A 24,099-nucleotide genomic window follows, 5' to 3' on the forward strand; every position below is an offset into this window, starting at 1 on the left:
AGCACGCCGCCAGCGTTCGTCCTGAGCCAGGATCAAACTCTCAATTAAAAGTTTAATCTTAGCTTACTCAAATAAAAATTGCTGGTTTACTTAAATGTACTTATATATTCTGTTCAATTTTCAAAGATCTTGCAGTCTCTCTTGACCGCTTTATTATGATAACATCCTTAGAAACTATTGTCAACATTTATTTTTCATAAATTTCAAAATATTTTCTAACAAGTTTTCATAACTATTTGCCACTTCTGTGACAACGAATATTATAGTATCATGTTTTTTATAATAAATTCACTTTAAAATCATGATTTGATCAAATTATTTTTTTATTTCTCTAAATTACTTTAAATATCTATATATTGCATTAAATGATACGCCAGGAAAAGTTACTGTGGCAAACTACAAAATTTGCAAAAAATAAAGGTAAATTAAGACACCTTTACTTTACTCTTATATCAATTTATTTTAATATTAATATAGTAGTATTGATATCTTTAAATTAGCAACATCATTATTTTCATTAATTTCAAAGATATGATATAAAGTATAATAATGCTTACTACTGCAAGTTATAGTAAATTTAATATCGCATTAATATATAGACTTTGTTTTATTATTTAGTAATTTATAAATTTAATTTAGGGAGATTTTAATAATGAATAAAAAAATATTATATCTATTACTAACACTTACTATGATTTCTTTTGTTGGTTGTGCAAGTACTTCCACCAATTCTACAAGTTCTACTTCTAGCACAGCTTCAAATTCTTCTTCACAAACTGCAGGTGATACCGTAAGCGAATCACCATCATTTGTTTTAGGCGATGATTCATCATACTTTTGTCCTTTTGTTTTCAATGGAAATAATTTATTATTTCCTAATCCAGATGAAAATAACAGAATTTCAATAATTCCAGATCCATTACCTGAAAATATTCTTGAAAGTAAAGCAGTAAAAGATTTTGCTGATTATTCAGCTGATAATATTACTATAATTGATGATGTAGTTTATTTTTCTGACGATTCAAATAATAATGAATTAAGTTCTTTTAAGGTTACTGATAAAACTTATACAAAATTATCTACTCATTCTGTAAATAACTTGATATCTGCTAATACAGACCTATTTTATATTAACAAAGATGATAGCAACAAAATTTATAAGTTTGACACTCTAACTTCAAACTCCATGTTAGTATGTCCTGATAATGTAGGTCCATTTATAGTAAGTGGAGATTTTATTATATATCAGAATTTAAGTGATGATTCAAAATTATATTCTATACAAACTAATGGAACTAACAAACAAAAGCTCACTGACTATACAGCTAATAGTTTTGTAGTATCTGAAGGACAATTGCTTTTCTTTAATTCTTCAGATAATAATAATTTATATTCAATAGACCCTTCAAATTTAACTTCTAAAAGAATTTACATTATGAATGGATTCAAATTGAAAATCATAAATAAGTCTTTATATTTTATAAATGGAGATGACTCAAACAACTTATATTCATTATCAGTAGATTTAAAAAATTCAACTGCAACTTATAAACCTGAAATATCACAAGGAATTAATGATTACTATTTAACTACTAAAGGTATTTTTTATAGTCCAAGCATCAATTCGAATAATATTTACTACCAGAAATTATCCTCATAAATTTAAGCATATAAAAAGGATGTATGAAAGTATTTCTTTATGGTTTTCTTTCATACATCCTTTTATAAATTAACCCACTTTTTATATCTGATATTAATTAACGTAAAAATTCATTAGATATAAACTCTAACTGATTCTAATCACTTACTTTATTAGCGTGTCATTATAATCGATTTACTATATCCTTAAATTCATTTCCTCTCACCATAAAGTTTGGATACATGTCAAATGATGCACATGCTGGTGACAATGTTATAATATCTCCTGATCTAGATACCTCTTTAGCAATCTTTACAGCCGCTTCTAATGATTCAGCTATTTTCGTATTAACTTTAATCCCCTTTTCTTTACCTAACTTATCAAATACAGCTTTTATCTTTTCCTTTGTTGCGCCTAAAAGAATCAATTCTTTTATATAAGGATAACCTTCATAAGCTAAAGGTTCAAAAGGTATATGTTTATCATATCCTCCTGCAATTAATATTACTTTTTCATCAAAAGCTTTAAGTCCGGCTAAAGTTCTTGTTGGGCTTGATGCAATTGAATCATTATAGTATTTGACTCCATCTATTTCTCTAACAAGCTCACATCTATGTTCAACCCCTGTAAAAGTTTCTGCAACATTTTTCATTGTTTCTATAGACACATCATTTTTAGTTGCTATAAAAGCTGCTAGATAATTTTCAATATTATGCATTCCTTTAATTACTATATCTTCCTTTTTGCACACTTCTTTTCCTTCTAAATAAAGAACTCCTTCTTTATAGTATGCTCCATCACTTATTTCTCTCTTTGAACTAAATTCCTTAACAATTCCTTTGGCTTCTTTTTTAAATTCATAAGTAATTTCATTTTCTCTATTTATTACTAAGATGCTATTTGGATTTTGATATAAAAAGATATTTTTCTTAGCATCTATATATTCCTGCATATCCTTATGCATATCTAAATGATTTGGTGCTAGATTAGTACATATCGCAATATCTATATTTTCAGTCATAGTCATAAGTTGAAAACTAGATAATTCTAATACAACTCTATCTTCTTCATTTATGCTTTCTATTTGTGAAAATAGTGGTGTTCCGATGTTTCCTCCAACCCAAGTTTTGTAGTTTTGCGCTTGTAATAATTTAAAGATAATAGTAGTAGTTGTTGTCTTACCATCACTACCTGTTATTCCATATACCTTTCCCTTAGTATATCTAACAAACTCCTCCATTTCTGAAGTAATATATGCCCCTTCTTTTTTTACCTTAACTAATGCTTCACTATCAATTCTCATGGATGGTGTCTTAAATACAACTTCAAATCCTGTAAGATTGTTTAAATATTCCTCACCTAATTCTAATTTAACCCCTTTACCTTCAAAGTCAGTCGCTATATCTGCTAATTCTTCTTTAGTTTTTTTGTCAAAGGCTGTTACTGATGCGCCTAAATCTAACAAAAAATTTATTAAAGGAATATTACTTACACCAATTCCAACAACGGCAACCTTCTTGCCCAATATAAACTGCTTAAATTCTTTAAAGTCTTTTCCCATTTCAATCCTCCATATTAAAATCATTTATATTTATATGAATATTCTATTTTGCTTAAAATTAATTATATCACTATAAAAACTTTCAATCCACCTGAACACTATATTGTTTATTATATAAAATTGCAAAAATACAACCTACTGATTATTATTCAATAGGTTGTATTTTTTATTAAAACTCTAAGCTTTTTTCTATATACTTTTCTAATTCGCTTATCTTAATTCTTTCTTGTTCCATAGTATCTCTATTTCTAATAGTAACAGCTTCATCTTCTAATGTTTCAAAATCAATTGTTATACAATAAGGTGTTCCTATTTCATCTTGTCTTCTATATCTCTTTCCAATGCTTCCAGTTTCATCAAAATCAAGGTTGAACTTCTTACTTAATTCTCCATAAACATCTAGAGCTTTTTCTGAAAGTTTTTTAGAAAGAGGTAATATTGCCGCTTTAAATGGAGCTAATGCTGGATGTAAATGCATTACGGTTCTAATATCTCCTGCTTCTAATTCTTCTTCATCATAAGCTTCAATTAAGAATGCTAGCGCAACTCTATCAGCACCTAATGATGGCTCTATAACATATGGTATATATTTTTCATTAGTTGTTTGATCTAAGTAACTTAAATCTTGACCTGAATGTTCTTGGTGTTTAGTTAAATCGTAATCGGTTCTGTCTGCTATCCCCCAAAGTTCTCCCCATCCAAATGGGAATAAATATTCTATATCAGAAGTTGCATTTGAATAAAAGGATAATTCATCTTCACCATGATCTCTCATCCTTAAACTTTCTGGTTTCACATTTAAGTTAAGTAAGAAATTCCAGCAATAATCCTTCCAATACTTATGCCATTCTAAATCTGTTCCTGGCTTACAGAAGAATTCTAATTCCATTTGCTCAAACTCTCTGATTCTAAATATAAAGTTTCCAGGAGTAATTTCATTTCTAAACGATTTACCTATTTGAGCTATACCAAACGGTACTTTCTTTCTTGAAGTTCTTTGTACTGCCTTAAAGTTTACAAATATACCTTGTGCTGTTTCAGGTCTTAAATAAACTTCTGCCTTAGAATCTTCAGTAACACCTTGGAATGTTTTAAACATAAGGTTAAACTTTCTTATATCTGTATAATTCATCTTTCCACATTTAGGGCAAACTATATTATTACTTTCAATATATTCCTTTAATTGTTCATTAGTCCATCCATCAGCACTAGCTACTTCTGCACCATTTGCTGTCATATGGTCTTCAACTATCTTATCAGCTCTAAATCTTGCTCTACATTCTTTACAATCCATTAATGGGTCTGAAAATCCACCAACGTGTCCCGATGCAACCCAAACTTCTCTATTCATTAAAATTGCAGAATCTAATCCAACATTATAAGGACTTTCTTGAACGAATTTTTTCCACCATGCCTTTTTAACATTATTTTTAAATTCCACACCTAATGGACCGTAATCCCATGAATTAGCCAATCCACCATATATATCTGAGCCTGGGAATACAAATCCTCTATTTTTGCAAAGTGCTACAATCTTATCCATTGTTTTTTCTACTGCCATTATTTATCCCTCCAAATACATTTTTATAAAATAAAAAAAGCCTTTAACCACAAAGGGACGAAATATACTTCCGCGGTTCCACCCTTCTTGGCTTAAGCCCATCTTTCTTCTTTAACAATTCTACACTCAGAAGTTCCCTTCATTTTAAACCAATAATGATTTTCACCAAACATCATCTCTCTTCAATTGACTTATAAATTACTATTCTTCTTCAACATGTATATTCAATTGATAAATTAATTTTAACAAAATCCATTTATATATCAAGATTAAAATATTTTCTAAAAAAATATAAAAAAATGGCTCCGCGAAGAGGACTCGAACCTCCAACCTATCGGTTAACAGCCGAGTGCTCCACCATTGAGCTATCGCGGAACGTCATTACTTAATCTATTATATCAGCTTTTTCTAATTATGCAACCCTATTTTTATATTTTTTCATAATTCTTATATTTTTTATTTTTTCTAATTTTTAACTTTTACATTTGAATACGAATATATGTTTTTGTCTAAACTTAAGACAAATAACTTTTAGGAGGTAATATCATGAACAAAGTATATCTAATAGGTAGAGTGACTAGAGATTTAGAACTTCAACATTATGGAACTAGCAAAAGAAGTTATATACAATTTACTTTAGCAGTAAATGAGTATAACTCAGCAACAAAGCAAGATTCAACAAATTTTATAAATGTTGTTGCTTTTGATAGAAAAGCTGAGATACTTTCTCAATATATAACCAAAGGTCATAAATTATCTATACAGGGCAAAATTAGAACAGGCAGCTATTTCGATAAAAATAACGAAAAGAAATATACAGTAGATATAATCCTAGATGACTTTAACTTTATTGATAATAAACCAAATGTAATATAATTATATTTAAGTTATTAATTTTAAGTCAGGACCACCCGTCAAACGGGTGGCTTGCTCTGCGGCTGTAACCCTAAAAAATATATATAAGCGTTTTTCTAACTAAAACTGTCCATATATTTTTTAATTGTTTGGTTTTTCCATATTTTAAATGAGATCATGAAACTTAAGTTTTATAACAACTTATAGTTTTGCATTACCAGTATTAGTTTAGTGGTTACACAAAACTTGTTGTAACGTCACTGTTTTAGAATACTCATAGTTTTTTAACGGTATAACCAAACGCCCACCACCCGCTTAGCAGGTGGTTTTCTGAACGCTAAAGCATAAAATAAAAAAGGGCGGAAATTACTTTCCACCCTAAACCATTTCATCAATATTAAAAAAGTATAAAAAAATGGCTCCGCGAAGAGGACTCGAACCTCCAACCTATCGGTTAACAGCCGAGTGCTCCACCATTGAGCTATCGCGGAACGTCATTACTTAATCTATTATATCAGCTTTTCTTAATTATGCAACCCCATTTTTGCAAAAAACTAAAAAAATTTATGTCAATTCCTAATCAAGTATAAATTGTAATCTATACGTTCCTCTTAAACATAAACAATTTAATTTCTCATTACATTAAAAATTATATGTTTCTTGTAAAATAAAAAGCCATAGCAAGCAATTAATTATGCATACTATAACTATATTCCTACTCATACAAAAAAGTATAAAAAAATGGCTCCGCGAAGAGGACTCGAACCTCCAACCTATCGGTTAACAGCCGAGTGCTCCACCATTGAGCTATCGCGGAACATCATTACTTAATCTATTATATCAGTTTTTTTTAATTGTGCAACCCTATTTTTGCAAAAAAAACACTTTTTTTAATATATATATTAAAATTTTATTTTTTCAACAAAATCAAGTGACAATAACTAGTTTTAATGTATATTTTTATTTACAATGTATTATTATATAGCAAACTTATCTTTTCAACGATTTTGCTTCATTATTTTAATTATAAATCAAAAAAGGTTCATATATGCCTTATTAAACATATATAAACCAAATTTATAATTACTTTTGTGGTCTCATTGTTGGGAATAATATAACATCTCTAATGGATGCAGAATCCGTTAAAAACATTATAAGTCTATCTATCCCCATTCCCATTCCACCTGTTGGTGGCATTCCTGTTTCAAGAGCACTCATGAATTGTTCATCTAGCATATACGCTTCATCATCACCAAGTTCTCTTTCATTAGCCTGTTGTTCAAATCTTTGTCTTTGTACTATCGGATCATTTAATTCTGAGTATGCATTACAAAGCTCTCTACCAAATACAAAACCTTCAAATCTTTCAGTAAATTCTGGATTTCCTCTCTTTTTCTTTGTAAGAGGTGAAATTTCAACTGGATAATCTGTTACAAATGTAGGTTGAATCATATTTGTTTCACCAAACTCTTCATATAAAGCATTTAACACTTCACCCTTTGTAACTGTATCTAATGGCTTAGCAAATTCTAAATGCTTTTCTTTAGCTATAGCTTGAGCTTCCTCATTAGATTTAATTTCATTAAAGTCTACACCTGCATATTCTTTCACAGCATCAACCATAGTGATTCTTCTCCATGGTGGCATAAAGTCTATTTCAGTTCCTTGGTAAGTAACCTTAGTAGTTCCATTTACCTTCTTACAAATATGTGCAACCATATTCTCTGTAATTTCCATCATATCATTATAATCAGAATAAGCTTCATATAATTCGATAGCAGTAAATTCTGGATTATGTCTAACTGACATCCCTTCATTTCTGAAATTTCTTCCTATTTCATACACTTTTTCGAATCCAGCAACTATTAATCTCTTAAGATATAATTCTGTTGCAATTCTTAAGTACATATCCATGTCTAAAGTATTGTGATGAGTAACAAATGGTTTAGCGGCTGCTCCACCTGCTATTGCTCCAAGAATTGGAGTTTCTACTTCTACAAATCCCTTAGTATCTAAGAATTCTCTCATTGCTGAAATAATTTTACTTCTCTTAATAAAAGTATCTTTTACACTTGCATTTGTGATTATATCAACTTCTCTTTGTCTATATCTTAAATCAGGATCCTTTAATCCATGCCATTTCTCTGGAAGCGGTTTTAAAGATTTACAAGTTAATTCAAATGTATTTACATTTATTGATACTTCACCTGTTTTTGTCGTGAATACTTCACCTGTTGCTGCAACCCAGTCACCTAAATCAAATGTCTTATATTGCTTTAAATTTTCTTCGCCTACTTTATCAATCTTTAGAAACAATTGTATCTTTCCATCTTTATCATGTATATCTGAGAATACAACCTTCCCCTGACCTCTTTTAGACATAAGTCTTCCCGCAACAGTTACTTCTTTACCTTCTAATGCATCATAATTTGCTTTAACTTCTTCTGATGTATGAGTTCTATTTACCTTATAAACATCAAAAGGATCTTTTCCAGCACTTTGTAGTTCAGCTAGTTTGTCTCTTCTCAAGCCTTCTTGTTCATTATATTGAGACTCTAACTCCTGCATACTCATTTCTTCTGTTGACATATCGTACCTCCAATTAACTTCTACTTATTCCTAGTATCTCAAATTTATTTAATCCATCTGGAATTATTACTTCTACTATATCACCTATTTTTTTACCAACTAAGGCACTTCCAACTGGTGATTCATTTGATATTTTAAAATTTATAGGATCTGCTTCTGCCGATCCAACTATTGAATATTCTACTTCTTCATCAAATTCATAATCTTTTACTTTAACCTTTGATCCAACTGAAACAATATCATTTGGAATTTCTGATTCATCAACAACAACTGCATTTTTTAACATATTTTCTAATTGTAGTATTCTTCCTTCTGTAAATGCTTGATCGTTTTTAGCTTCATCATATTCAGAGTTTTCACTTAAATCTCCATATCCTAATGCAACTTTTATTTTTTCAGTTATTTCTTTTCTCTTTACTGTTTTTAAATAATCTAATTCAGTCTCTAATTTTTTTACACCTTCATAAGTCATTACATACTGCTTTGCTTGGCTCATATATTTTACTCCCCTTTAAAACCTTTAATATTTGTTTAATTTTATTTCAGAATAACCTTGAATAATTTACAAACCTAAAATCATTTAACTAATTATAAATCAGCCTATTTGATATGTCAATTAATCCTAATCTAAAGAGATTTATGTTATTATGCCTCAATATTTTAATATAATTTTCAAAACATAATAACTAGAAATTATAATTGATACTTTAAAATAGTTTTTAACTTTATAACATATTTAACATATATTATTAGTATTATGATTCAATTTATGAAATTATTCTAAATTATAATATATTTAATTAAAATATAGTTTTACAATTCTTCTTTATATTTTGTTAAAATCTCAATTACCTTTTTACTATCATCCAAAATATTAATTTCATTTCTAATATCTGTGCACCTTGGAAGTCCTTTAATATACCATGATGCATGTTTTCTCATTTCTCTAATAGCTTTAAACTCGCCATCATATTTAACTGCTAATTCATAATGTCTCAAGCACATTTCAATTTTCTCTTTATAAGAAATTTCTTGGAGCGGTTCACCTTTTAGTGCACAACTTACTTCCTTAAATATCCATGGATTTCCTTGACTTCCTCTTGCAATCATTATTCCATCACAATTAGTAATCTCTTTCATTCTAAGAGCATCTTCACCAGAAAATACATCACCATTCCCTATTACAGGCACAGATACACTATCTTTAACATTTTTTATTACATTCCAATCTGCAACACCTTGATACATTTGTTTTCTTGTTCGTCCATGAATAGTAATTGCATCTGCTCCAGCCTGTTCCATTCCCTTTGCAAACTCTACTGCATTAATATTATCTTCATCAAATCCTTTTCTGAACTTAACAGTAACAGGTTTTTTTGAAACTTTTTTTATAGCTTTTACAATTTCATGTGCTAGCTCTGGTTCCTTCATCAATGCAGAACCTTCTCCATTTTTAACTATTTTCGGTGCTGGACATCCCATGTTTATATCAATAATGCAAATATCATCTCTATCATTAAAATGTTCCTCACAGATATTTGCCATTATATCTGGTTCCCTCCCAAAAATTTGCACTGCTACAGGTTTTTCTTCATCTGCTATTCTAAGTAAAGATTGAGTATTTTCACTTCCATAATATAACGCTTTAGCACTAACCATCTCAGTATAAACTAACCCACATCCCATTTCTTTACATAATCCTCTAAACGATATATCAGTCACACCCGCCATAGGTGCTAAAAATATATTATTTTCGAAGGTTAAATCACCTATTTTCATTTAGAATGTACTCCTTACTTTACATATTTATACTATCCATAAACTTTTTAATTTTTTAAGTTTTCAGATTCCTTATTCTTTTCATATAATATTTTTAAGCCTTCTAATGTTAAATCAGAATCAACTTTATCTATAACATCAGTTTCTTTAGCAATTAAATTAGCTAATCCTCCTGTTGCTACTACCAGTGGTTCTTCCTTATACTTAGATGATCTCATCTCTTGCTTCATCTTTTTGACTATATATTCAACTTGCCCAATATACCCAAATAAAATACCTGCCTGCATACTTGATACCGTATTTTTACAAATCATATTTTTAGGTACTTCTAATTCTACTCTAGGAAGCTTTGCAGCTCTTTCAAATAAAGCATCTGCTGAAATTCTTATTCCTGGGCATATGCATCCTCCAAGATAATCTCCATTTGCTCTTACTGCACAGAAAGTTGTTGCCGTACCAAAATCTATTATGATAACGGGTCTTTTATAAATTTCATACGCTGCAACAGCATTTACTATCCTATCCGCACCAACCTCTCTTGGATTATCATATTTAATATTTATTCCTGTTTTTACTCCTGGTCCAACTATTATCGGTTCATGACCAAAACATTTTTTTAACATATTTTCTAAAGAATGCATTATATTAGGAACCACAGAAGAAACTATAACTCCAGTAATATCTTTAGTATTAATATTACTTCCGCTAAATAATTGCATGACTTGTATACCATACTCATCTGAGGTTTTATTCCCTTCACTTGAAATACGCCAACTAGCTATGTACTTTTCTCCATTATGTACTCCCAAAACAATATTAGTATTACCTGCATCTACAAGCAAAATCATAGAAAGCACCACCTTAATATAGTTAAATTAAAAGCAGCCCTGAGAGCTGCCTTAATGTTAGAAATTTACTTAAAAATAACAATATAATTTTAACAATTATAATTCATTTGTCAAGTGCTAAAATCCTATTTTTAAATAATCTTATGCTTTAATTGTACTTTATGTTTTTGCAATCGCCTATGTAATCAAGCATTTAGAATAATCCTATTATTTCTCCACTTTTTAATACATCCATCCTATTTGCAGCTGGAACTTTTGGTAGTCCTGGCATAGTCATTATGTCCCCTGTTTGAACAACTATAAAACCTGCTCCGTTAGACACTCTAACTTCTTTAACAGTAATGTCAAAGCCTTCTGGTCTAGCTAAAAGACTAGGATTATCTGATAAAGAGTATTGTGTTTTTGCCATACATATAGGTAATTTATCTAATCCAAACTTCTCTAATTCAATAATTTGTTTTTTTGCAGCTGGTGTGTAATTTACTTTATCTGCACCATAAATTTCTTTAGCTATACACAATACTTTTTCTTGAATAGTAAGCTTTTCATCATAAATTGGTGCAAAATTAGAATTGTTATTATCTAGAATGTCTAACACAACATTTCCTAGTTCAATTCCTCCTTCTCCACCTTTAGCCCATACATCTGATAATGCAACCTTAACACCAAGTTTGTTGCAGAAATCTTTTATAAATTGCACTTCCTCGTCACTATCTGTAACAAATTTATTTATAGCAACAACAGGTGTTACGTTAAATTTTTTAATATTTTCAATTTGCTTTTCTAAGTTAGCTATTCCCTTACTTAGAGATTCAACATTAGGAATATTTAATTCAGCTTTATTTACTCCGCCATGATGTTTCAATGCTCTTATTGTAGCTACAATCACAACACATTCAGGTTTTAAATTCCCATATCTACATTTAATATCAAAGAATTTTTCTGCTCCTAAATCCGCACCAAACCCAGCTTCAGTTATTGCAATTTCACCAACCTTTAAAGCAAGTTTAGTTGCCATTATAGAATTACATCCATGAGCAATATTAGCAAATGGTCCTCCATGTATTAATGCTGGTGTATTTTCTAAAGTTTGCACTAAATTAGGCTTAATAGCATCTTTCATTAACAATGCCATAGCACCTTGAATTTCTAATTCTTTGGCATATACAGGTTCTCCATCTAAATTGTATGCAACTACGATATTTCCCATTCTTTCTTTTAAATCTTCTAAATCACTTGATAAACATAATATAGCCATTATTTCTGATGCGACAGTTATGTTAAAACCATCTTCCCTAACAAAGCCATTCGCTTTTCCACCCATTCCAACAACAATGCTCCTTAATGCTCTGTCATTCATATCCATAACTCTTTTAAATACTATTCTTCTAGAATCAATCTTTAAATCATTTCCTTGATGAATATGATTATCCATTGCTGCTGATAATAAATTGTTAGCAGCTGTAATAGCATGCATATCACCGGTAAAATGAAGATTAATATCTTCCATTGGAACTACTTGTGCGTATCCACCACCTGCTGCTCCACCTTTTATTCCAAAAACAGGTCCCAATGATGGCTCTCTTAATGCTATCACTGCCTTTTTACCTAATTTATTCAGCGCTTGACCAAGACCTACAGTGACAGTTGATTTCCCTTCTCCTGCTGGAGTTGGATTTATCGCCGTCACTAAAACTAACTTTCCATCCTTATTTTGCTTAACTTTTTCGTACACATCTAAAGATATTTTACATTTATATTTTCCATAGTATTCAATATCATCTTCGCAAAGTCCTAATTTTTCAGCCACATTCTTTATTGGCTCCATTTTTGCTTCTTGTGCAATTTGAATATCACTTTTCATCTAAGCTCTCCTCCTAATATTAACAAAAGATCGTTTCTTGTAGTTCTATTATATCATTTCAACTTATCCATTAAAAGTTTTTTCGAATATTTGATATTAATTACAAGAAAACATTCGTATTATCACTAATAAAATTTAACTCTCCATATATTTTAATTATCACAGATTATATAAATTGTTTTTTGTAACATTAATTAATATTCCCAGCTCATTATTTCCCACGCAATATTATTGCACATATTTTAGATAATATACTTAGAACTTAAAAAGCTATTTCAGAATATATTTTTATTCTGAAATAGCCTTCAATAATTAATTATTCACAAAAATTTCTTCAAATTCTTTTGCATCAAGTTTTTCTTTTTCAATTAAAGCTTGAGCAACAGCATGGAGCTTACTAGTATTTTCTTCTAATAATTTAGTCGCCTTATCATAAGCTTCATCTATAAATCTCTTAATTTCTTTATCTATTTTAGATCCAATTTCTTCACTAAAATCTCTACTTTTTCCCAAATCTCTTCCAAGGAACACTTCATCATGTCCGGCAGAATAAGTTATTGTACCAATCTCATCACTCATACCATAATCCATAACCATACTTTTAGCTATATGACTAGCTCTATCAATATCGTTTTTAGCACCAGTGCTTATATCTCCCATAATTAACTTTTCAGCTACCCTTCCACCTAGAAGTCCAATCATTTCATCTTTTAGTTTAGCTTTAGATGTATAAGATGTATCTTCTTTAGGAAGATGCATAGTGTATCCTCCAGCTCTTCCTCTTGGAATTACGCTTATTTCGTGAACCGGATCACAATTTGGAAGTAATCTCATCACAACTGCATGACCTGCTTCATGATAAGCAGTTAATTTTCTATCATGCTCAGTTATTACTTTACTCTTCTTTTCAGGCCCAGCAATTACTTTTGTTATTGCTTCTTCCATTTCTAACATTGATATTTGTTTCTTATCTCTTCTAACAGCAAGCAATGCTGCTTCATTTGTTAAATTTTCTAAATCTGCTCCAGAAAATCCTGGAGTTCTTTTAGCTAATATATCTAATTTAACATCTGGTTCAAGAGGCTTCTTTTTTGTATGAACCTTAAGGATTTCTTCTCTACCCTTTACATCAGGCGCTCCAACCATTATTTGTCTATCAAATCTTCCTGGTCTTAACAATGCAGGATCTAGTATATCTGGTCTATTTGTAGCTGCTATCATAACAATGCCTTCATTTACACCAAAACCATCCATTTCAACAAGAAGTTGATTTAATGTTTGCTCCCTTTCATCATGTCCACCGCCAAGTCCTGCGCCTCTTTGTCTTCCAACTGCATCAATTTCATCTATAAATATTATACAAGGTGAATTTTTTTTAGCTTCTTCAAACAAACTTCTAACTCTAGATGCACCAACACCAACAAACATTTCAACAAAATCCGAACCAGATATGCTAAAAAACGGAACTCCCGCTTCTCCTGCTATAGCCTTTGCAAGTAGAGTTTTTCCTGTTCCAGGAGGTCCAACTAGTAGTACTCCCTTAGGTATTCTTGCTCCCATTTGTATATATCTTGCCGGCAACTTCAAGAAATCAACTATTTCTTCAAGTTCTGCTTTTTCTTCGTCTGCACCAGCGATATCCTCAAATGTAATTGTTTGGCTTTCTGGCATTACCATTTTAGCTTTGCTTTTACCAAAATTCATAACGCCTCTTCCACCACCTCCACCTTGTGATTGTTGAGTAAATATAAATAGAAATATAAATAAAAATACCGCCATAACTATAAATGGAAGTAATGTTGCAATCCAAGTTGCATTATTAGATGGTTTCTCAAAAATAATCTTAGCTTCTGATTTAGGTTGACTTTCTAATAATGAACTTACAAGTTCACTTGGCGCAATAGTTGTAAATGATTTATTATCAGTAGTTTTCCCCTCTATTGTCATACTATCCGATTTAATTATAACACTCTCTATTTGATTTGAATTCCATTTTTGTACGAATTCGCTATACGCCATATCACTAGAACCATTTCCAGTTTGCCATATAGTAACTGCTGCTAAAATTAGCATAACTGAACATACAATCCACACAGCTGCACTTGAATACTTTTTCATTCAAGTTCCCCCTCTCTCATCATATTTAAAATTTTACCATAGGAATATTTTTATTACAATAAAATTACAATGTCTATTTTTCATATATTTCTGGTTTTAATATTCCTATAAATGGTAGGTTCCTATATTTCTCAGCATAATCTATTCCATACCCAACTATGAATCCATCAGGAACCTCAAATCCAATATATTTAACTTCTAAATCAGATGTCCTTCTTGCTTGTTTATTTAATAAAGCAACAATTTCTATACTATTAGCTTTTCTTGCTTTTAAATATTTAAGTAAATATGCTAATGTTACTCCAGTATCAACTATATCTTCAACTATTAAAATATCTTTTCCTTCAATATTACTATCTAGATCTTTTAGTATTCTTACAACTCCAGACGTTTCTGTCGAGTTTCCATAACTAGATACTGCCATAAAATCAATTTCACAAGGAATTGATATATTTTTAATTAACTCTGCCGCAAATATTACTGAGCCTTTTAATATTCCAACTACTACTAATTCCTTACCTTTATACTCTTCACTTATTTCATCACCAAGCTCCTTAATTCTTTTAGTTAAAACTTCTTCTGAAAACAGTATTTCCTTTATATCTTGTTTCATAATTTAATATTCCTTTCTCTTAGCTACTATTTTTAATATATTATTACTTTGATTTGTAACTTTATATTCTTCTGACGTTCTAATTCCCACAATCCATGCAATTTTTTCATCGATGCATAAAATAGGAACACTATCTCTTTCTTCTTTAGGTATTTTCATATCAATAAAAATATCTTTCAGCTTTTTATTCCCACTCATACCTAAAGGAATGATTTTATCTCCATTGATTCTTTTCCTTATTAAAATATTATCATTTATTTTATCAAAATCAAAGTATTGTATTAAATTCCCTTGATTTAAACTTATATCTTCTCTTTGATAATTATTAATAATAGAAAATTCAATTATAAATTTATCAAAACTAACTATTTTATTATTTGTATTATCCTTACTAAATAATATTTCCTCTTTTTTATTATTTCCATTATATTTATTGCTCTTATTTTTTATGTATATATCACCATAAATATTTTCAGCATAAATGCCATTTGGTAAATCTATCAATTTTCCTGAGTTCTTTTGGGATAAAGAAAAAATTTCATTTATATGCTTCATTTCAAAATCATAATTTGATTTTGAATACCTCGTCACAGCATGCCTTAGAACTCTATTAATTATAGACTCCTCTTGTTTAAATATCTCCTCTTTTATTATAAAATAATCATCATATTCTATACAATATTTTTTATACGCTTTTAGTGCTAATTTTTCAAGAAATTCATTATCCTTTTCCAATAGCAATGACATTCTATTTAGTGTTTGTATAATATCTTCATTAAAGTTTTCCTTCATATATGGTAATATATCTAATCTTATTTTATTTCTATTGTATATCTTCTCGAAATTAGTTTTATCAATTCTAGGTTTTAAGTTTTTTAATTGTATGTATTCTTCTACTTCTTGTCTGCTCAAACATAAAATCGGCCTTATCATTTTATTATCTCTACAAGCTTTAATTCCACCAAGTCCTTCTAATCCAGTTCCTCTCATCAGTCTAAATAGGATTGTTTCTGCTTGATCATTTGCATTATGAGCAGTAGCAATCTTATTAAAGTCTTCCTTTTCTATAATTTCTTCGAAAAAGTCATATCTAACCTGTCTTCCTGCTAATTCAGAAGATAACTTATGTTCTTTAGAATAATTATTTATATCTACACGTATCACAAAACAAGGTATACTCATTTCATCACATATTTTAATCACATATTCTTCATCTTTAAATGAATCTTCCCCTCGCAAAAGATGATTTATATGTGCAGCACCTATATTTATATTTAACTCTTCCTTTAATTCAAATAAAATATTTAAGAGACATACTGAATCTGGTCCTCCAGAAAGAGCAACTAAAATTTTATCTCCAGATTTAATTAATTTATTATCTTTTATATAAGATATTACTTTTCTATGCAAAAATGAACACCTCCATTTATCAATAAAATTACACATAACACAATCTATTGTACGTATATATTTTTTGAATGTAAACATTAATTTTATTGGACTCGAACATATCTATATTGTAATTTTGATTCTTTAACGAAATCAATTCACGTTAACTAATTTTAATACAAATTACTTTTACAACACATTTAAGAAATTTTTCCATAATAAATAAACCTTATGTAAAATAAAAGCACGCATAAGGAAATATATTCCTTATATGCATGCTTTTTGTGTAATATATAAGTATAGCTATTAAGCAATCTATATCTTTAAGATTTACTCATGGAATTTTACAACCTTTAAGTTTAGTAATATTCTTAACACGATTTAAATTATATAAAAAGTCTAATCAAAAAGTTAGCTATCTAGATAAACCTTCGAAACAACAACTGTCATATCATCATTAAGGTTTCCTTTACTTAATTCTTTTGCTCTTTCTAATATTTTTTCAGACAACTCCCTTGGGTCTGCATTAACATTTCTTAAATATTCTTCTAGCCAGCTAACTTTTTCATTATTTAATTTGCTGATATCTAAAACTCCATCACTTACATTAATTAAAATATCCCCAGGTTTCAAAGTATCCTTTATAATTTCAACATCTACTTCATCCACAAGCCCTAATGGTAAATTTTTAGAATTAACATATTTTACATCACTTCCCCTCTTAATAAAACTAGGCGCTGCACCTATTTTCACAAAAATAGCCTCTCCATCATATAAATTAACCTTATTTAAATCTAATGTAGCATATTTTTCGTCTTCTGCAAATCTCATTCCCATTATTGAATTAACTGTATTTACTGTTATATCTTCATCAAAACCTGCTTCCATAAGTTTTTCTACCAAATCCACAGTTGCCTTACTTTCCTCTCCAGCTTCTGGTCCTGATCCCATACCATCACTTAATATAGTTATATAATTTCCATTAGTAGTTCTTCCAAAGCTGTAATTATCTCCAGTTTGAAATTCTCCGTCTTTAGATTCAATTGCGCCATACGACACCATGTGATATCTAGGTTTTTCCTCTATAGTAATAATTCTTTCGTTTGTTTTGATATCAATATTACAACCCTCTTCTTCAATACATAAGCTCAATTTCATTCCATTACACAATAAAGAAACTATTCTTTTTTCATAATACTCCGCACCATCATAATTATTCATGCTTATTCTGATTTTAACTCTACCATTTTTATCTATATAGCAAAAAACATTATTATAGTAAATTGAATTTTTGTTTAACACACGTTTTATTACTCTTTCTAATTCAGTATCTATATTAACCTCCTTTTTAAAGTCATTTAAGAGTATCTCTAAGGTAGTTGTTATATTGGATATATGAGTTGATAACACATTCTTTCCTTCTGCTAATCTTTCTTTTATTGTTTCACTTACATTATAGTTATTTACAACACCTTCTGTACTTCGCAAGAGAGTAAAGTTCTTAACGCACTTCTTTTCTAAGTCTATTGGTATAGCTAAGCATCCCTCCTCATAACTCTTTATTAACATCTGAAACGAATTAAAAGTTTGATGAAAATCTCTTTCCCAACATAAAGGTTTATTCTCACAATTTGAACAACTTCTATCTGCCAAATTTTCTACTAATGCAGTTCCCTTGGACTTAATTAATAAATTTTCATTGTCATTAGTATCACCTAGGCATTTTGCCACACTGGATAATACACTCGTAAGACCTTTTAGCTTAAAAGTAAATTCCTCCTTTATTGCATTTAATTGAACTTCCCCAAAGTAGGTCTTCTTTTTTTGAGGATTTATTTCAACTTCAATACTTTTATATACAGGTTTTGGAATACATAAAAACAAAAAGCAGCTTGCTAAAACTTCTATTCCTAATTTCAGTGTTACTACATTAGAATATAATGCTAATGCAAAATAAATTATTATACCTGAAAGTATTGAAAATATTTTCCCAGTATCTTTGAATATGCCGACTGTAAGACCGCCAACGCTGAAAAATGCCACACTATACATCATATTATTAGATGCGACACCTATCATTATGCCCATTAAAACACCTATCATAGCTCCATATGCTGCTCCACCTACATATGCAATTGTAAAAACCAAGGTTAACGCAAATATATTTCTTATAGAATAATTAATAAAATTAACGCTCCCTATTCCTGAAATTAATAAGCATAGAAATATTCCAATGCTAACTATTTCTTCTGATGAAAAGAAGTAGTTAGTATTAATTTCTTCAAAAGAATTTAGCGCGTATTTTATAATATAGTATATAGGCATAACAACTAGGGTTTGCAGCAGACATAGAATGATATCTACTCCTAATTCATATTTATTAACTCCAATACCATAAACAAAAAAACTACTTAAAATTATTAAAAAACCTACTAATTCTTTCTTTCTTGTCTTATTAGCTGCTATAAAAGCGTAATATATTGTTATTAGAGCGACTGTTATTAAATATGCATATCCATCTGTCAACATACTATTAATTGTTAAATATCCTACAGCAATTCCTATCGCTGCAATTAATATATTTCTTTTATTTTCTTTTGTAGCTAAAGCCATCAAGTAAGCTATTCCCATCGGTGCTATTCCACGGCTATCTGATTGATTTAATAATAAATTAACTCTTCCAAGTAAAATTCCAATTATTAATATGGTTACTAATTTTACTACAGATGTTTTCATCCATGTTTTTCTTCTAATATCTCCTAGTTTTTCTATTTGTCCATATTTATTTACACCTAATTCATACTGCACATCATCTCGCCTCATTTCCAATTAATGTAATTTTATTATAACAGCACGATTTTACGATAAATGTCATAACATGTTTCTCTTATAAAATTTTCGTAGGACAACTTCATCTAAAATTCTCTAATATCTAATGGTTTAGTAAATTATTTTCACTATAACTAATTTTATTAAAATTGTTTTAAATCTAGGAATTGTCTATTTAAATAACCAAGTTCCTTTAATTTTTTCTTTGATAATTAATTTGTCGTTAATATTATTTTATTAGAAATTTATACACAATTATTTTTTCATAAAATAATAAAAGGTGAATATTATTAGAATTTCTTTATTGCATCAAATTTTAGCTACGAAATTGCTGCCATGTTGGAACAAAAAAGCTATATGATGAAATATATATCCATCATATAGCTCTTATTAGTTTCTTTATTGATTGATCCATTCTAGTGAAGACACCTCAAATTCATCATCATTAAGTAATATATTTATTTAGTTGTTTTTATTTTAAATACAGTAAACTTTTAATAAATATTTCTACTAGTATTAACTTTTATTAAAATTCCATCACTCACACTCATAAAGTTTCATATTAACCTCTGTGAATTTTGTATTATTTATATATAGGTAATGTAATATTCAACTGGGTTATCTTCTCTTGTAATTTCGTCAAAATGTTGAACAAACAAAAAAGACCTAAGTTTATTACTTAAGTCTTTGGTGCCGAAGACCGGAATCGAACCGGTACGGTGTTTAACCACCGCAGGATTTTAAGTCCTGTGCGTCTGCCAGTTCCGCCACTTCGGCATATTAATAAATTTTATAATATATATAGAATTTACGACACTTTAGATTTATTTCTAAATATTCTTATCATTAAAAATAAATGGTTGCGGAGGCAGGACTTGAACCTACGACCTTCGGGTTATGAGCCCGACGAGCTACCAACTGCTCCACCCCGCGTTATTATGTTTTCATATATATGGTGCCGAAGACCGGAATCGAACCGGTACGGTGTTTAACCACCGCAGGATTTTAAGTCCTGTGCGTCTGCCAGTTCCGCCACTTCGGCACATATTGGTAGCGGAAATAGGACTTGAACCTACGACACCTCGGGTATGAACCGAGTGCTCTAGCCAGCTGAGCTATTCCGCCATATTAATGGTTGCGGAGGCAGGACTTGAACCTACGACCTTCGGGTTATGAGCCCGACGAGCTACCAACTGCTCCACCCCGCGTTATTATGTTTTCATATATATGGTGCCGAAGACCGGAATCGAACCGGTACGGTGTTTAACCACCGCAGGATTTTAAGTCCTGTGCGTCTGCCAGTTCCGCCACTTCGGCACATATTGGTAGCGGAAATAGGACTTGAACCTACGACACCTCGGGTATGAACCGAGTGCTCTAGCCAGCTGAGCTATTCCGCCATATTAATGGTTGCGGAGGCAGGACTTGAACCTACGACCTTCGGGTTATGAGCCCGACGAGCTACCAACTGCTCCACCCCGCGTTATTATGTTTTTCATATATATGGTGCCGAAGACCGGAATCGAACCGGTACGGTGTTTAACCACCGCAGGATTTTAAGTCCTGTGCGTCTGCCAGTTCCGCCACTTCGGCATGTCACTACACATAATGTGCCGACAACAAAGCTAATTATAATATATAATCTTTAGGCTGTCAATATTTTTTAAATAAATTTTATTATTAATCAAAATCTAGTTTTTAATACTAGATTTATGTATTAATTATTAATTTTAATTATATAAATATATTGCGCTTAACTTTATAAATGTAGAATAAACCGCAAAAAATAAATATATTTTTTACTAATTTATCCTACATCTTTAAAACTTATTAATTACTATATTTTATTATACCTTTTAAATAAATTCTAAGAACCCTTTTTTCCACCTTTTCCTTTAAATTCTTGATGTTTTTTTACATCTTGCATTCTTTCTTCACTATCTTTTAAGAATCTAGACATAATGTCTTCAAAATTTCCAGTATTACTAGGCTTCTTTTTCTCTGCCGGTTTCCAGTCAATTTCTGCTGGTTTAACTGATTTTCTTTGAACATTTGCTTGTTTTATTGAAAGACTTATTTTTCCATTATCATCAATTGAGATAACCTTTACCTTCACTTTATCTTGTTCACTAAGGTGTTCTCTAATATCTTTTACGTAAGAATCTGCTACTTCTGAAATATGAACTAATCCAGTTTTGCCTTCAACTTCAATAAAAGCCCCAAAGTTTGTAATGTTTATAACTGTGCCCTCTACTATGTTTCCTGCCATTAAGGTCATGTTTAAAAGACTCCTCCTTAAATTTAAAAATATATAAATTTATAAGAACAACCTTTAATAAAGACGTTCTTAAATTTAAACTACAATTTTAATGATTAATAAATATTATATTGTTAGAATTTTATTAGTTTTCTATACACTTAAAGTTAATTGGAACTTTTATCTGTTACCTCACCATTAACAACTTTTTCTCCTGGTTTAATCATTCCAAGTCTTTCTCTTGCTAACTTCTCAAGATAATCTGCTGAATCTGAATTAATCTTTTCAACTTCCTCTTGAAGTCTGTCATTTTTTTGCTTAACTTCATCTAATTGGGACTGCTTACTGTCGATTTCCTTTTGAATTCTATTCATAGTTATGCATTGTCTAATATAACTAAAAGCAAAGAAAACAATAAATCCAGCAATTATTATTTTTTTTAATATTAACTTTTTTCCCATCTATAGAACCTCTATTTTATAAATTCTCTTATATCTATTGTAAACACTATGTTGCTATTATTCAAGTAATTTTTTCTTATTTCCTTTTATCTGTAATTTTATATACAATTATTTTTAATGGATAACATATATTTTTTAATATTATTCTTATTAATTTGTAAAATGTCCATGCTATTACTATTTCACTAGCATAAACATACTTACTAATAAATCTAAAATATATTAATAGAGCGCTGACTATAAGAATGTATACATAGGGAGTTAGAAAAGCATAATTAGTATATAACAGAAAAGTAAAAATAACCAAAGCAATAAGTATACAAAATAATATGTCTTGTATTATCGTCAATATTTTTATGGAGTTTATCCCTCTTACTACTCTATATATATCAAATAATACTCCTGCGATAAGTCCGCCAAGCAAACTATACATAACAAGATTAATTTGCATATTTAATCCTAAAGGCATAAATTCCTACTTAAACAACTTACTTATTATACTCTCATTGCTTTTCTTTGATACTTTTCCATTATATATCATAGATGAAATGCTTCCAGCAATTATAACATCCCCATTTTGCACATCTAATTTATTCATTTTTAAGTCTTCGCCTTTAATAGTTAAATTGCCTAAATTAGTAGTTAAATCTATTTTCTGCTCATCAAAACTTATAACTTCTACAACACCACTCAATGTTAATTTTTTTCTATTTTCTAACATTAAATTAGATTTATTATCATCAATCTTATTTTCTGTTTTTTTCTCCATTAAAAACTCCTCCATTCTTTCTTCTCACATATGTGAAAAATAATAATCTGAATTTTTCTTCCTAAACTTTATAAAGACAGCATCATAAGTAACAAAAATATATTGTTCTACTATTCTTCGTAATGTGCCTTATACAATATATGTTTATATACTATAATTTAGAATGTAGAATTTTTATGAATTATTCTAATAAATATATGCATAAAAAATAGTTTTCTTAACTCTTTATATTCTTTTGCATTAACTTTCAAATTAATTATATCTAAATGAAAAATAATCTCCCATTAATAAAAGAATTTATAAAATCCATCACATATGAAAAGAGTAGATAAATACTCCGATTTTTCTACTCTTTATCTTCTTCTCCTTCAATAATTAAATACATTTCCTTTGCATCTTCTTTTCTGACATGTTCTGCTATATTAATTATTTCTGCTTTTAATATTCTATTTGCAAAAGTTATTTGAATTATGTCTCCTTCTTTTACTTTTGTGGAAGGTTTCGCTACTTTATCATTTATTAATATACGGCCACTTTCACTGATTTCTTTTGCTACAGTTCTTCTCTTTATGATACGAGATACCTTTAAATACTTATCTAATCGCATAATTTTCTCCTTTATCAAAAAAACCCGAGAAAACTCGGGTTCTTTATTTACTCTGTTAACTTGTATATTACTTGTTAACTTTATCTTTGAATTCTTTACCTGCTTTGAATACTGGAACTGTTGTTGCAGGAATCTTTATAACTTCTTTAGTTCTAGGGTTTCTTCCTTCTCTAGCAGCTCTTTCTCTTGTTTCGAATGTTCCGAAACCAACTAATTGAACCTTTTCACCTTTTTCTAGTGTTTCTTCAACACTTTCAATTAAAGCTTTTAATGCCAATTCTGCATCCTTTTTTGTTAACTTACTTTTTTCTGCCATGCTAGTAATTAATTCTGCTTTATTCACAATAACATCCTCCTTAA

At 29.6% G+C, this 24,099-nt stretch carries 19 protein-coding genes, 12 tRNA genes and 1 other annotated feature; of the genes, 2 read left to right on the plus strand and 29 right to left on the minus strand.

The window, feature by feature from the left end; translation table 11 throughout:
• Positions 1 to 652 precede the first annotated feature (652 nt).
• On the plus strand, positions 653 to 1,660 hold the full coding sequence (locus tag CLPUN_RS02580; RefSeq protein WP_077845817.1) for a DUF5050 domain-containing protein: 1,008 nt from the start codon (positions 653 to 655) through the stop codon (positions 1,658 to 1,660).
• 163 nt (positions 1,661 to 1,823) lie between these two features.
• Here the strand turns inward: CLPUN_RS02580 and murD are convergent, their stop codons facing one another.
• The 3 genes from murD to CLPUN_RS02595 form a co-directional block, all read right to left on the minus strand.
• The gene (gene murD, locus CLPUN_RS02585) at positions 1,824 to 3,200 is read right to left on the minus strand and encodes a UDP-N-acetylmuramoyl-L-alanine--D-glutamate ligase (RefSeq protein WP_077845818.1); all 1,377 of its coding nucleotides are present in this window, start codon (positions 3,198 to 3,200) and stop codon (positions 1,824 to 1,826) included.
• A 169-nt stretch (positions 3,201 to 3,369) separates the two neighbouring features.
• Entirely contained in the window at positions 3,370 to 4,761 is a 1,392-nt protein-coding gene (locus CLPUN_RS02590; RefSeq protein ID WP_077845819.1) for a glycine--tRNA ligase, read from the minus strand.
• A 50-nt stretch (positions 4,762 to 4,811) separates the two neighbouring features.
• Positions 4,812 to 4,985 (minus strand) — a binding site (T-box leader).
• Positions 4,986 to 5,061: 76 nt separating this feature from the next.
• A tRNA-Asn gene (locus CLPUN_RS02595) sits at positions 5,062 to 5,136 on the minus strand.
• Positions 5,137 to 5,307: 171 nt separating this feature from the next.
• Between CLPUN_RS02595 and CLPUN_RS02600 the strand changes: the two genes are divergently transcribed.
• Positions 5,308 to 5,637: a single-stranded DNA-binding protein gene (locus CLPUN_RS02600; RefSeq protein WP_077845820.1), complete on the plus strand. Its 330-nt coding sequence runs from the start codon at positions 5,308 to 5,310 to the stop codon at positions 5,635 to 5,637.
• A gap of 395 nt (positions 5,638 to 6,032) precedes the next feature.
• Here CLPUN_RS02600 and CLPUN_RS02605 read toward each other — a convergent pair.
• The 26 genes from CLPUN_RS02605 to CLPUN_RS02730 form a co-directional block, all read right to left on the minus strand.
• Positions 6,033 to 6,107, minus strand: a tRNA-Asn gene (locus CLPUN_RS02605).
• 251 nt (positions 6,108 to 6,358) lie between these two features.
• Positions 6,359 to 6,433: transfer RNA gene (locus CLPUN_RS02610), tRNA-Asn, on the minus strand.
• Positions 6,434 to 6,699: 266 nt separating this feature from the next.
• Entirely contained in the window at positions 6,700 to 8,205 is a 1,506-nt protein-coding gene (gene lysS / locus CLPUN_RS02615) for a lysine--tRNA ligase (RefSeq protein ID WP_077845821.1), read from the minus strand.
• A 13-nt stretch (positions 8,206 to 8,218) separates the two neighbouring features.
• Complete coding sequence (greA, locus tag CLPUN_RS02620) at positions 8,219 to 8,701, minus strand: transcription elongation factor GreA (protein WP_077845822.1); 483 nt, start codon at positions 8,699 to 8,701, stop codon at positions 8,219 to 8,221.
• A 317-nt stretch (positions 8,702 to 9,018) separates the two neighbouring features.
• Positions 9,019 to 9,984, minus strand: a complete 966-nt coding sequence (gene dusB / locus CLPUN_RS02625; RefSeq protein ID WP_077845823.1) for a tRNA dihydrouridine synthase DusB — start codon at positions 9,982 to 9,984, stop codon at positions 9,019 to 9,021.
• 47 nt (positions 9,985 to 10,031) lie between these two features.
• Positions 10,032 to 10,832: a type III pantothenate kinase gene (locus CLPUN_RS02630; RefSeq protein WP_077845824.1), complete on the minus strand. Its 801-nt coding sequence runs from the start codon at positions 10,830 to 10,832 to the stop codon at positions 10,032 to 10,034.
• Between the two features lie 193 nt (positions 10,833 to 11,025).
• A complete protein-coding gene (locus tag CLPUN_RS02635) occupies positions 11,026 to 12,696 on the minus strand; it encodes a formate--tetrahydrofolate ligase (protein WP_077845825.1) in 1,671 nt (556 codons plus the stop codon).
• Positions 12,697 to 13,008: 312 nt separating this feature from the next.
• A complete protein-coding gene (ftsH, locus tag CLPUN_RS02640; RefSeq protein WP_077845826.1) occupies positions 13,009 to 14,814 on the minus strand; it encodes an ATP-dependent zinc metalloprotease FtsH in 1,806 nt (601 codons plus the stop codon).
• Positions 14,815 to 14,887: 73 nt separating this feature from the next.
• The gene (hpt, locus tag CLPUN_RS02645; RefSeq protein WP_077845827.1) at positions 14,888 to 15,427 is read right to left on the minus strand and encodes a hypoxanthine phosphoribosyltransferase; all 540 of its coding nucleotides are present in this window, start codon (positions 15,425 to 15,427) and stop codon (positions 14,888 to 14,890) included.
• Between the two features lie 3 nt (positions 15,428 to 15,430).
• Positions 15,431 to 16,837 (minus strand): tRNA lysidine(34) synthetase TilS, encoded by a 1,407-nt coding sequence (tilS, locus tag CLPUN_RS02650; RefSeq protein ID WP_077845828.1) that lies wholly within the window; start codon positions 16,835 to 16,837, stop codon positions 15,431 to 15,433.
• A 390-nt stretch (positions 16,838 to 17,227) separates the two neighbouring features.
• The gene (spoIIE, locus tag CLPUN_RS02655; RefSeq protein ID WP_077845924.1) at positions 17,228 to 19,639 is read right to left on the minus strand and encodes a stage II sporulation protein E; all 2,412 of its coding nucleotides are present in this window, start codon (positions 19,637 to 19,639) and stop codon (positions 17,228 to 17,230) included.
• Positions 19,640 to 20,333: 694 nt separating this feature from the next.
• Positions 20,334 to 20,422: transfer RNA gene (locus CLPUN_RS02660), tRNA-Leu, on the minus strand.
• Positions 20,423 to 20,502: 80 nt separating this feature from the next.
• Positions 20,503 to 20,578: transfer RNA gene (locus tag CLPUN_RS02665), tRNA-Met, on the minus strand.
• A gap of 20 nt (positions 20,579 to 20,598) precedes the next feature.
• Positions 20,599 to 20,687 (minus strand) — tRNA-Leu (locus tag CLPUN_RS02670).
• Between the two features lie 6 nt (positions 20,688 to 20,693).
• Positions 20,694 to 20,770 (minus strand) — tRNA-Met (locus CLPUN_RS02675).
• A gap of 7 nt (positions 20,771 to 20,777) precedes the next feature.
• A tRNA-Met gene (locus tag CLPUN_RS02680) sits at positions 20,778 to 20,853 on the minus strand.
• Between the two features lie 20 nt (positions 20,854 to 20,873).
• A tRNA-Leu gene (locus CLPUN_RS02685) sits at positions 20,874 to 20,962 on the minus strand.
• Positions 20,963 to 20,968: 6 nt separating this feature from the next.
• Positions 20,969 to 21,045: transfer RNA gene (locus CLPUN_RS02690), tRNA-Met, on the minus strand.
• 7 nt (positions 21,046 to 21,052) lie between these two features.
• Positions 21,053 to 21,128, minus strand: a tRNA-Met gene (locus CLPUN_RS02695).
• Positions 21,129 to 21,149: 21 nt separating this feature from the next.
• Positions 21,150 to 21,238: transfer RNA gene (locus tag CLPUN_RS02700), tRNA-Leu, on the minus strand.
• Positions 21,239 to 21,512: 274 nt separating this feature from the next.
• On the minus strand, positions 21,513 to 21,923 hold the full coding sequence (locus CLPUN_RS02705) for a S1 domain-containing RNA-binding protein (RefSeq protein ID WP_077845829.1): 411 nt from the start codon (positions 21,921 to 21,923) through the stop codon (positions 21,513 to 21,515).
• Positions 21,924 to 22,069: 146 nt separating this feature from the next.
• Complete coding sequence (locus tag CLPUN_RS02710; protein WP_077845830.1) at positions 22,070 to 22,363, minus strand: FtsB family cell division protein; 294 nt, start codon at positions 22,361 to 22,363, stop codon at positions 22,070 to 22,072.
• A gap of 76 nt (positions 22,364 to 22,439) precedes the next feature.
• Positions 22,440 to 22,832 carry a spore cortex biosynthesis protein YabQ gene (yabQ, locus tag CLPUN_RS02715; protein WP_077845831.1) on the minus strand — a complete coding sequence of 131 codons (393 nt, stop codon included), beginning with the start codon at positions 22,830 to 22,832 and terminating at the stop codon, positions 22,440 to 22,442.
• Between the two features lie 6 nt (positions 22,833 to 22,838).
• Entirely contained in the window at positions 22,839 to 23,132 is a 294-nt protein-coding gene (gene yabP / locus CLPUN_RS02720) for a sporulation protein YabP (RefSeq protein WP_077845832.1), read from the minus strand.
• 346 nt (positions 23,133 to 23,478) lie between these two features.
• A complete protein-coding gene (locus CLPUN_RS02725; RefSeq protein ID WP_077845833.1) occupies positions 23,479 to 23,739 on the minus strand; it encodes an RNA-binding S4 domain-containing protein in 261 nt (86 codons plus the stop codon).
• 67 nt (positions 23,740 to 23,806) lie between these two features.
• Positions 23,807 to 24,082, minus strand: a complete 276-nt coding sequence (locus CLPUN_RS02730) for an HU family DNA-binding protein (protein WP_077845834.1) — start codon at positions 24,080 to 24,082, stop codon at positions 23,807 to 23,809.
• Positions 24,083 to 24,099 lie beyond the last annotated feature (17 nt).

The sequence above is a fragment of the Clostridium puniceum genome (assembly GCF_002006345.1).
Lineage (GTDB): Bacteria > Bacillota > Clostridia > Clostridiales > Clostridiaceae > Clostridium > Clostridium puniceum.

Coding starts and splice junctions, on each gene's coding strand:
- CLPUN_RS02580 (WP_077845817.1), top strand. CDS start 653: ATGAATAAAAAAATATTATATCTATTACTAACACTTACTATGATTTCT.
- murD (WP_077845818.1), bottom strand. CDS start 3,200: ATGGGAAAAGACTTTAAAGAATTTAAGCAGTTTATATTGGGCAAGAAG.
- CLPUN_RS02590 (WP_077845819.1), bottom strand. CDS start 4,761: ATGGCAGTAGAAAAAACAATGGATAAGATTGTAGCACTTTGCAAAAAT.
- CLPUN_RS02600 (WP_077845820.1), top strand. CDS start 5,308: ATGAACAAAGTATATCTAATAGGTAGAGTGACTAGAGATTTAGAACTT.
- lysS (WP_077845821.1), bottom strand. CDS start 8,205: ATGTCAACAGAAGAAATGAGTATGCAGGAGTTAGAGTCTCAATATAAT.
- greA (WP_077845822.1), bottom strand. CDS start 8,701: ATGAGCCAAGCAAAGCAGTATGTAATGACTTATGAAGGTGTAAAAAAA.
- dusB (WP_077845823.1), bottom strand. CDS start 9,984: ATGAAAATAGGTGATTTAACCTTCGAAAATAATATATTTTTAGCACCT.
- CLPUN_RS02630 (WP_077845824.1), bottom strand. CDS start 10,832: ATGATTTTGCTTGTAGATGCAGGTAATACTAATATTGTTTTGGGAGTA.
- CLPUN_RS02635 (WP_077845825.1), bottom strand. CDS start 12,696: ATGAAAAGTGATATTCAAATTGCACAAGAAGCAAAAATGGAGCCAATA.
- ftsH (WP_077845826.1), bottom strand. CDS start 14,814: ATGAAAAAGTATTCAAGTGCAGCTGTGTGGATTGTATGTTCAGTTATG.
- hpt (WP_077845827.1), bottom strand. CDS start 15,427: ATGAAACAAGATATAAAGGAAATACTGTTTTCAGAAGAAGTTTTAACT.
- spoIIE (WP_077845924.1), bottom strand. CDS start 19,639: ATGAGGCGAGATGATGTGCAGTATGAATTAGGTGTAAATAAATATGGA.
- CLPUN_RS02705 (WP_077845829.1), bottom strand. CDS start 21,923: ATGACCTTAATGGCAGGAAACATAGTAGAGGGCACAGTTATAAACATT.
- CLPUN_RS02710 (WP_077845830.1), bottom strand. CDS start 22,363: ATGGGAAAAAAGTTAATATTAAAAAAAATAATAATTGCTGGATTTATT.
- yabQ (WP_077845831.1), bottom strand. CDS start 22,832: ATGCCTTTAGGATTAAATATGCAAATTAATCTTGTTATGTATAGTTTG.
- yabP (WP_077845832.1), bottom strand. CDS start 23,132: ATGGAGAAAAAAACAGAAAATAAGATTGATGATAATAAATCTAATTTA.
- CLPUN_RS02725 (WP_077845833.1), bottom strand. CDS start 23,739: ATGCGATTAGATAAGTATTTAAAGGTATCTCGTATCATAAAGAGAAGA.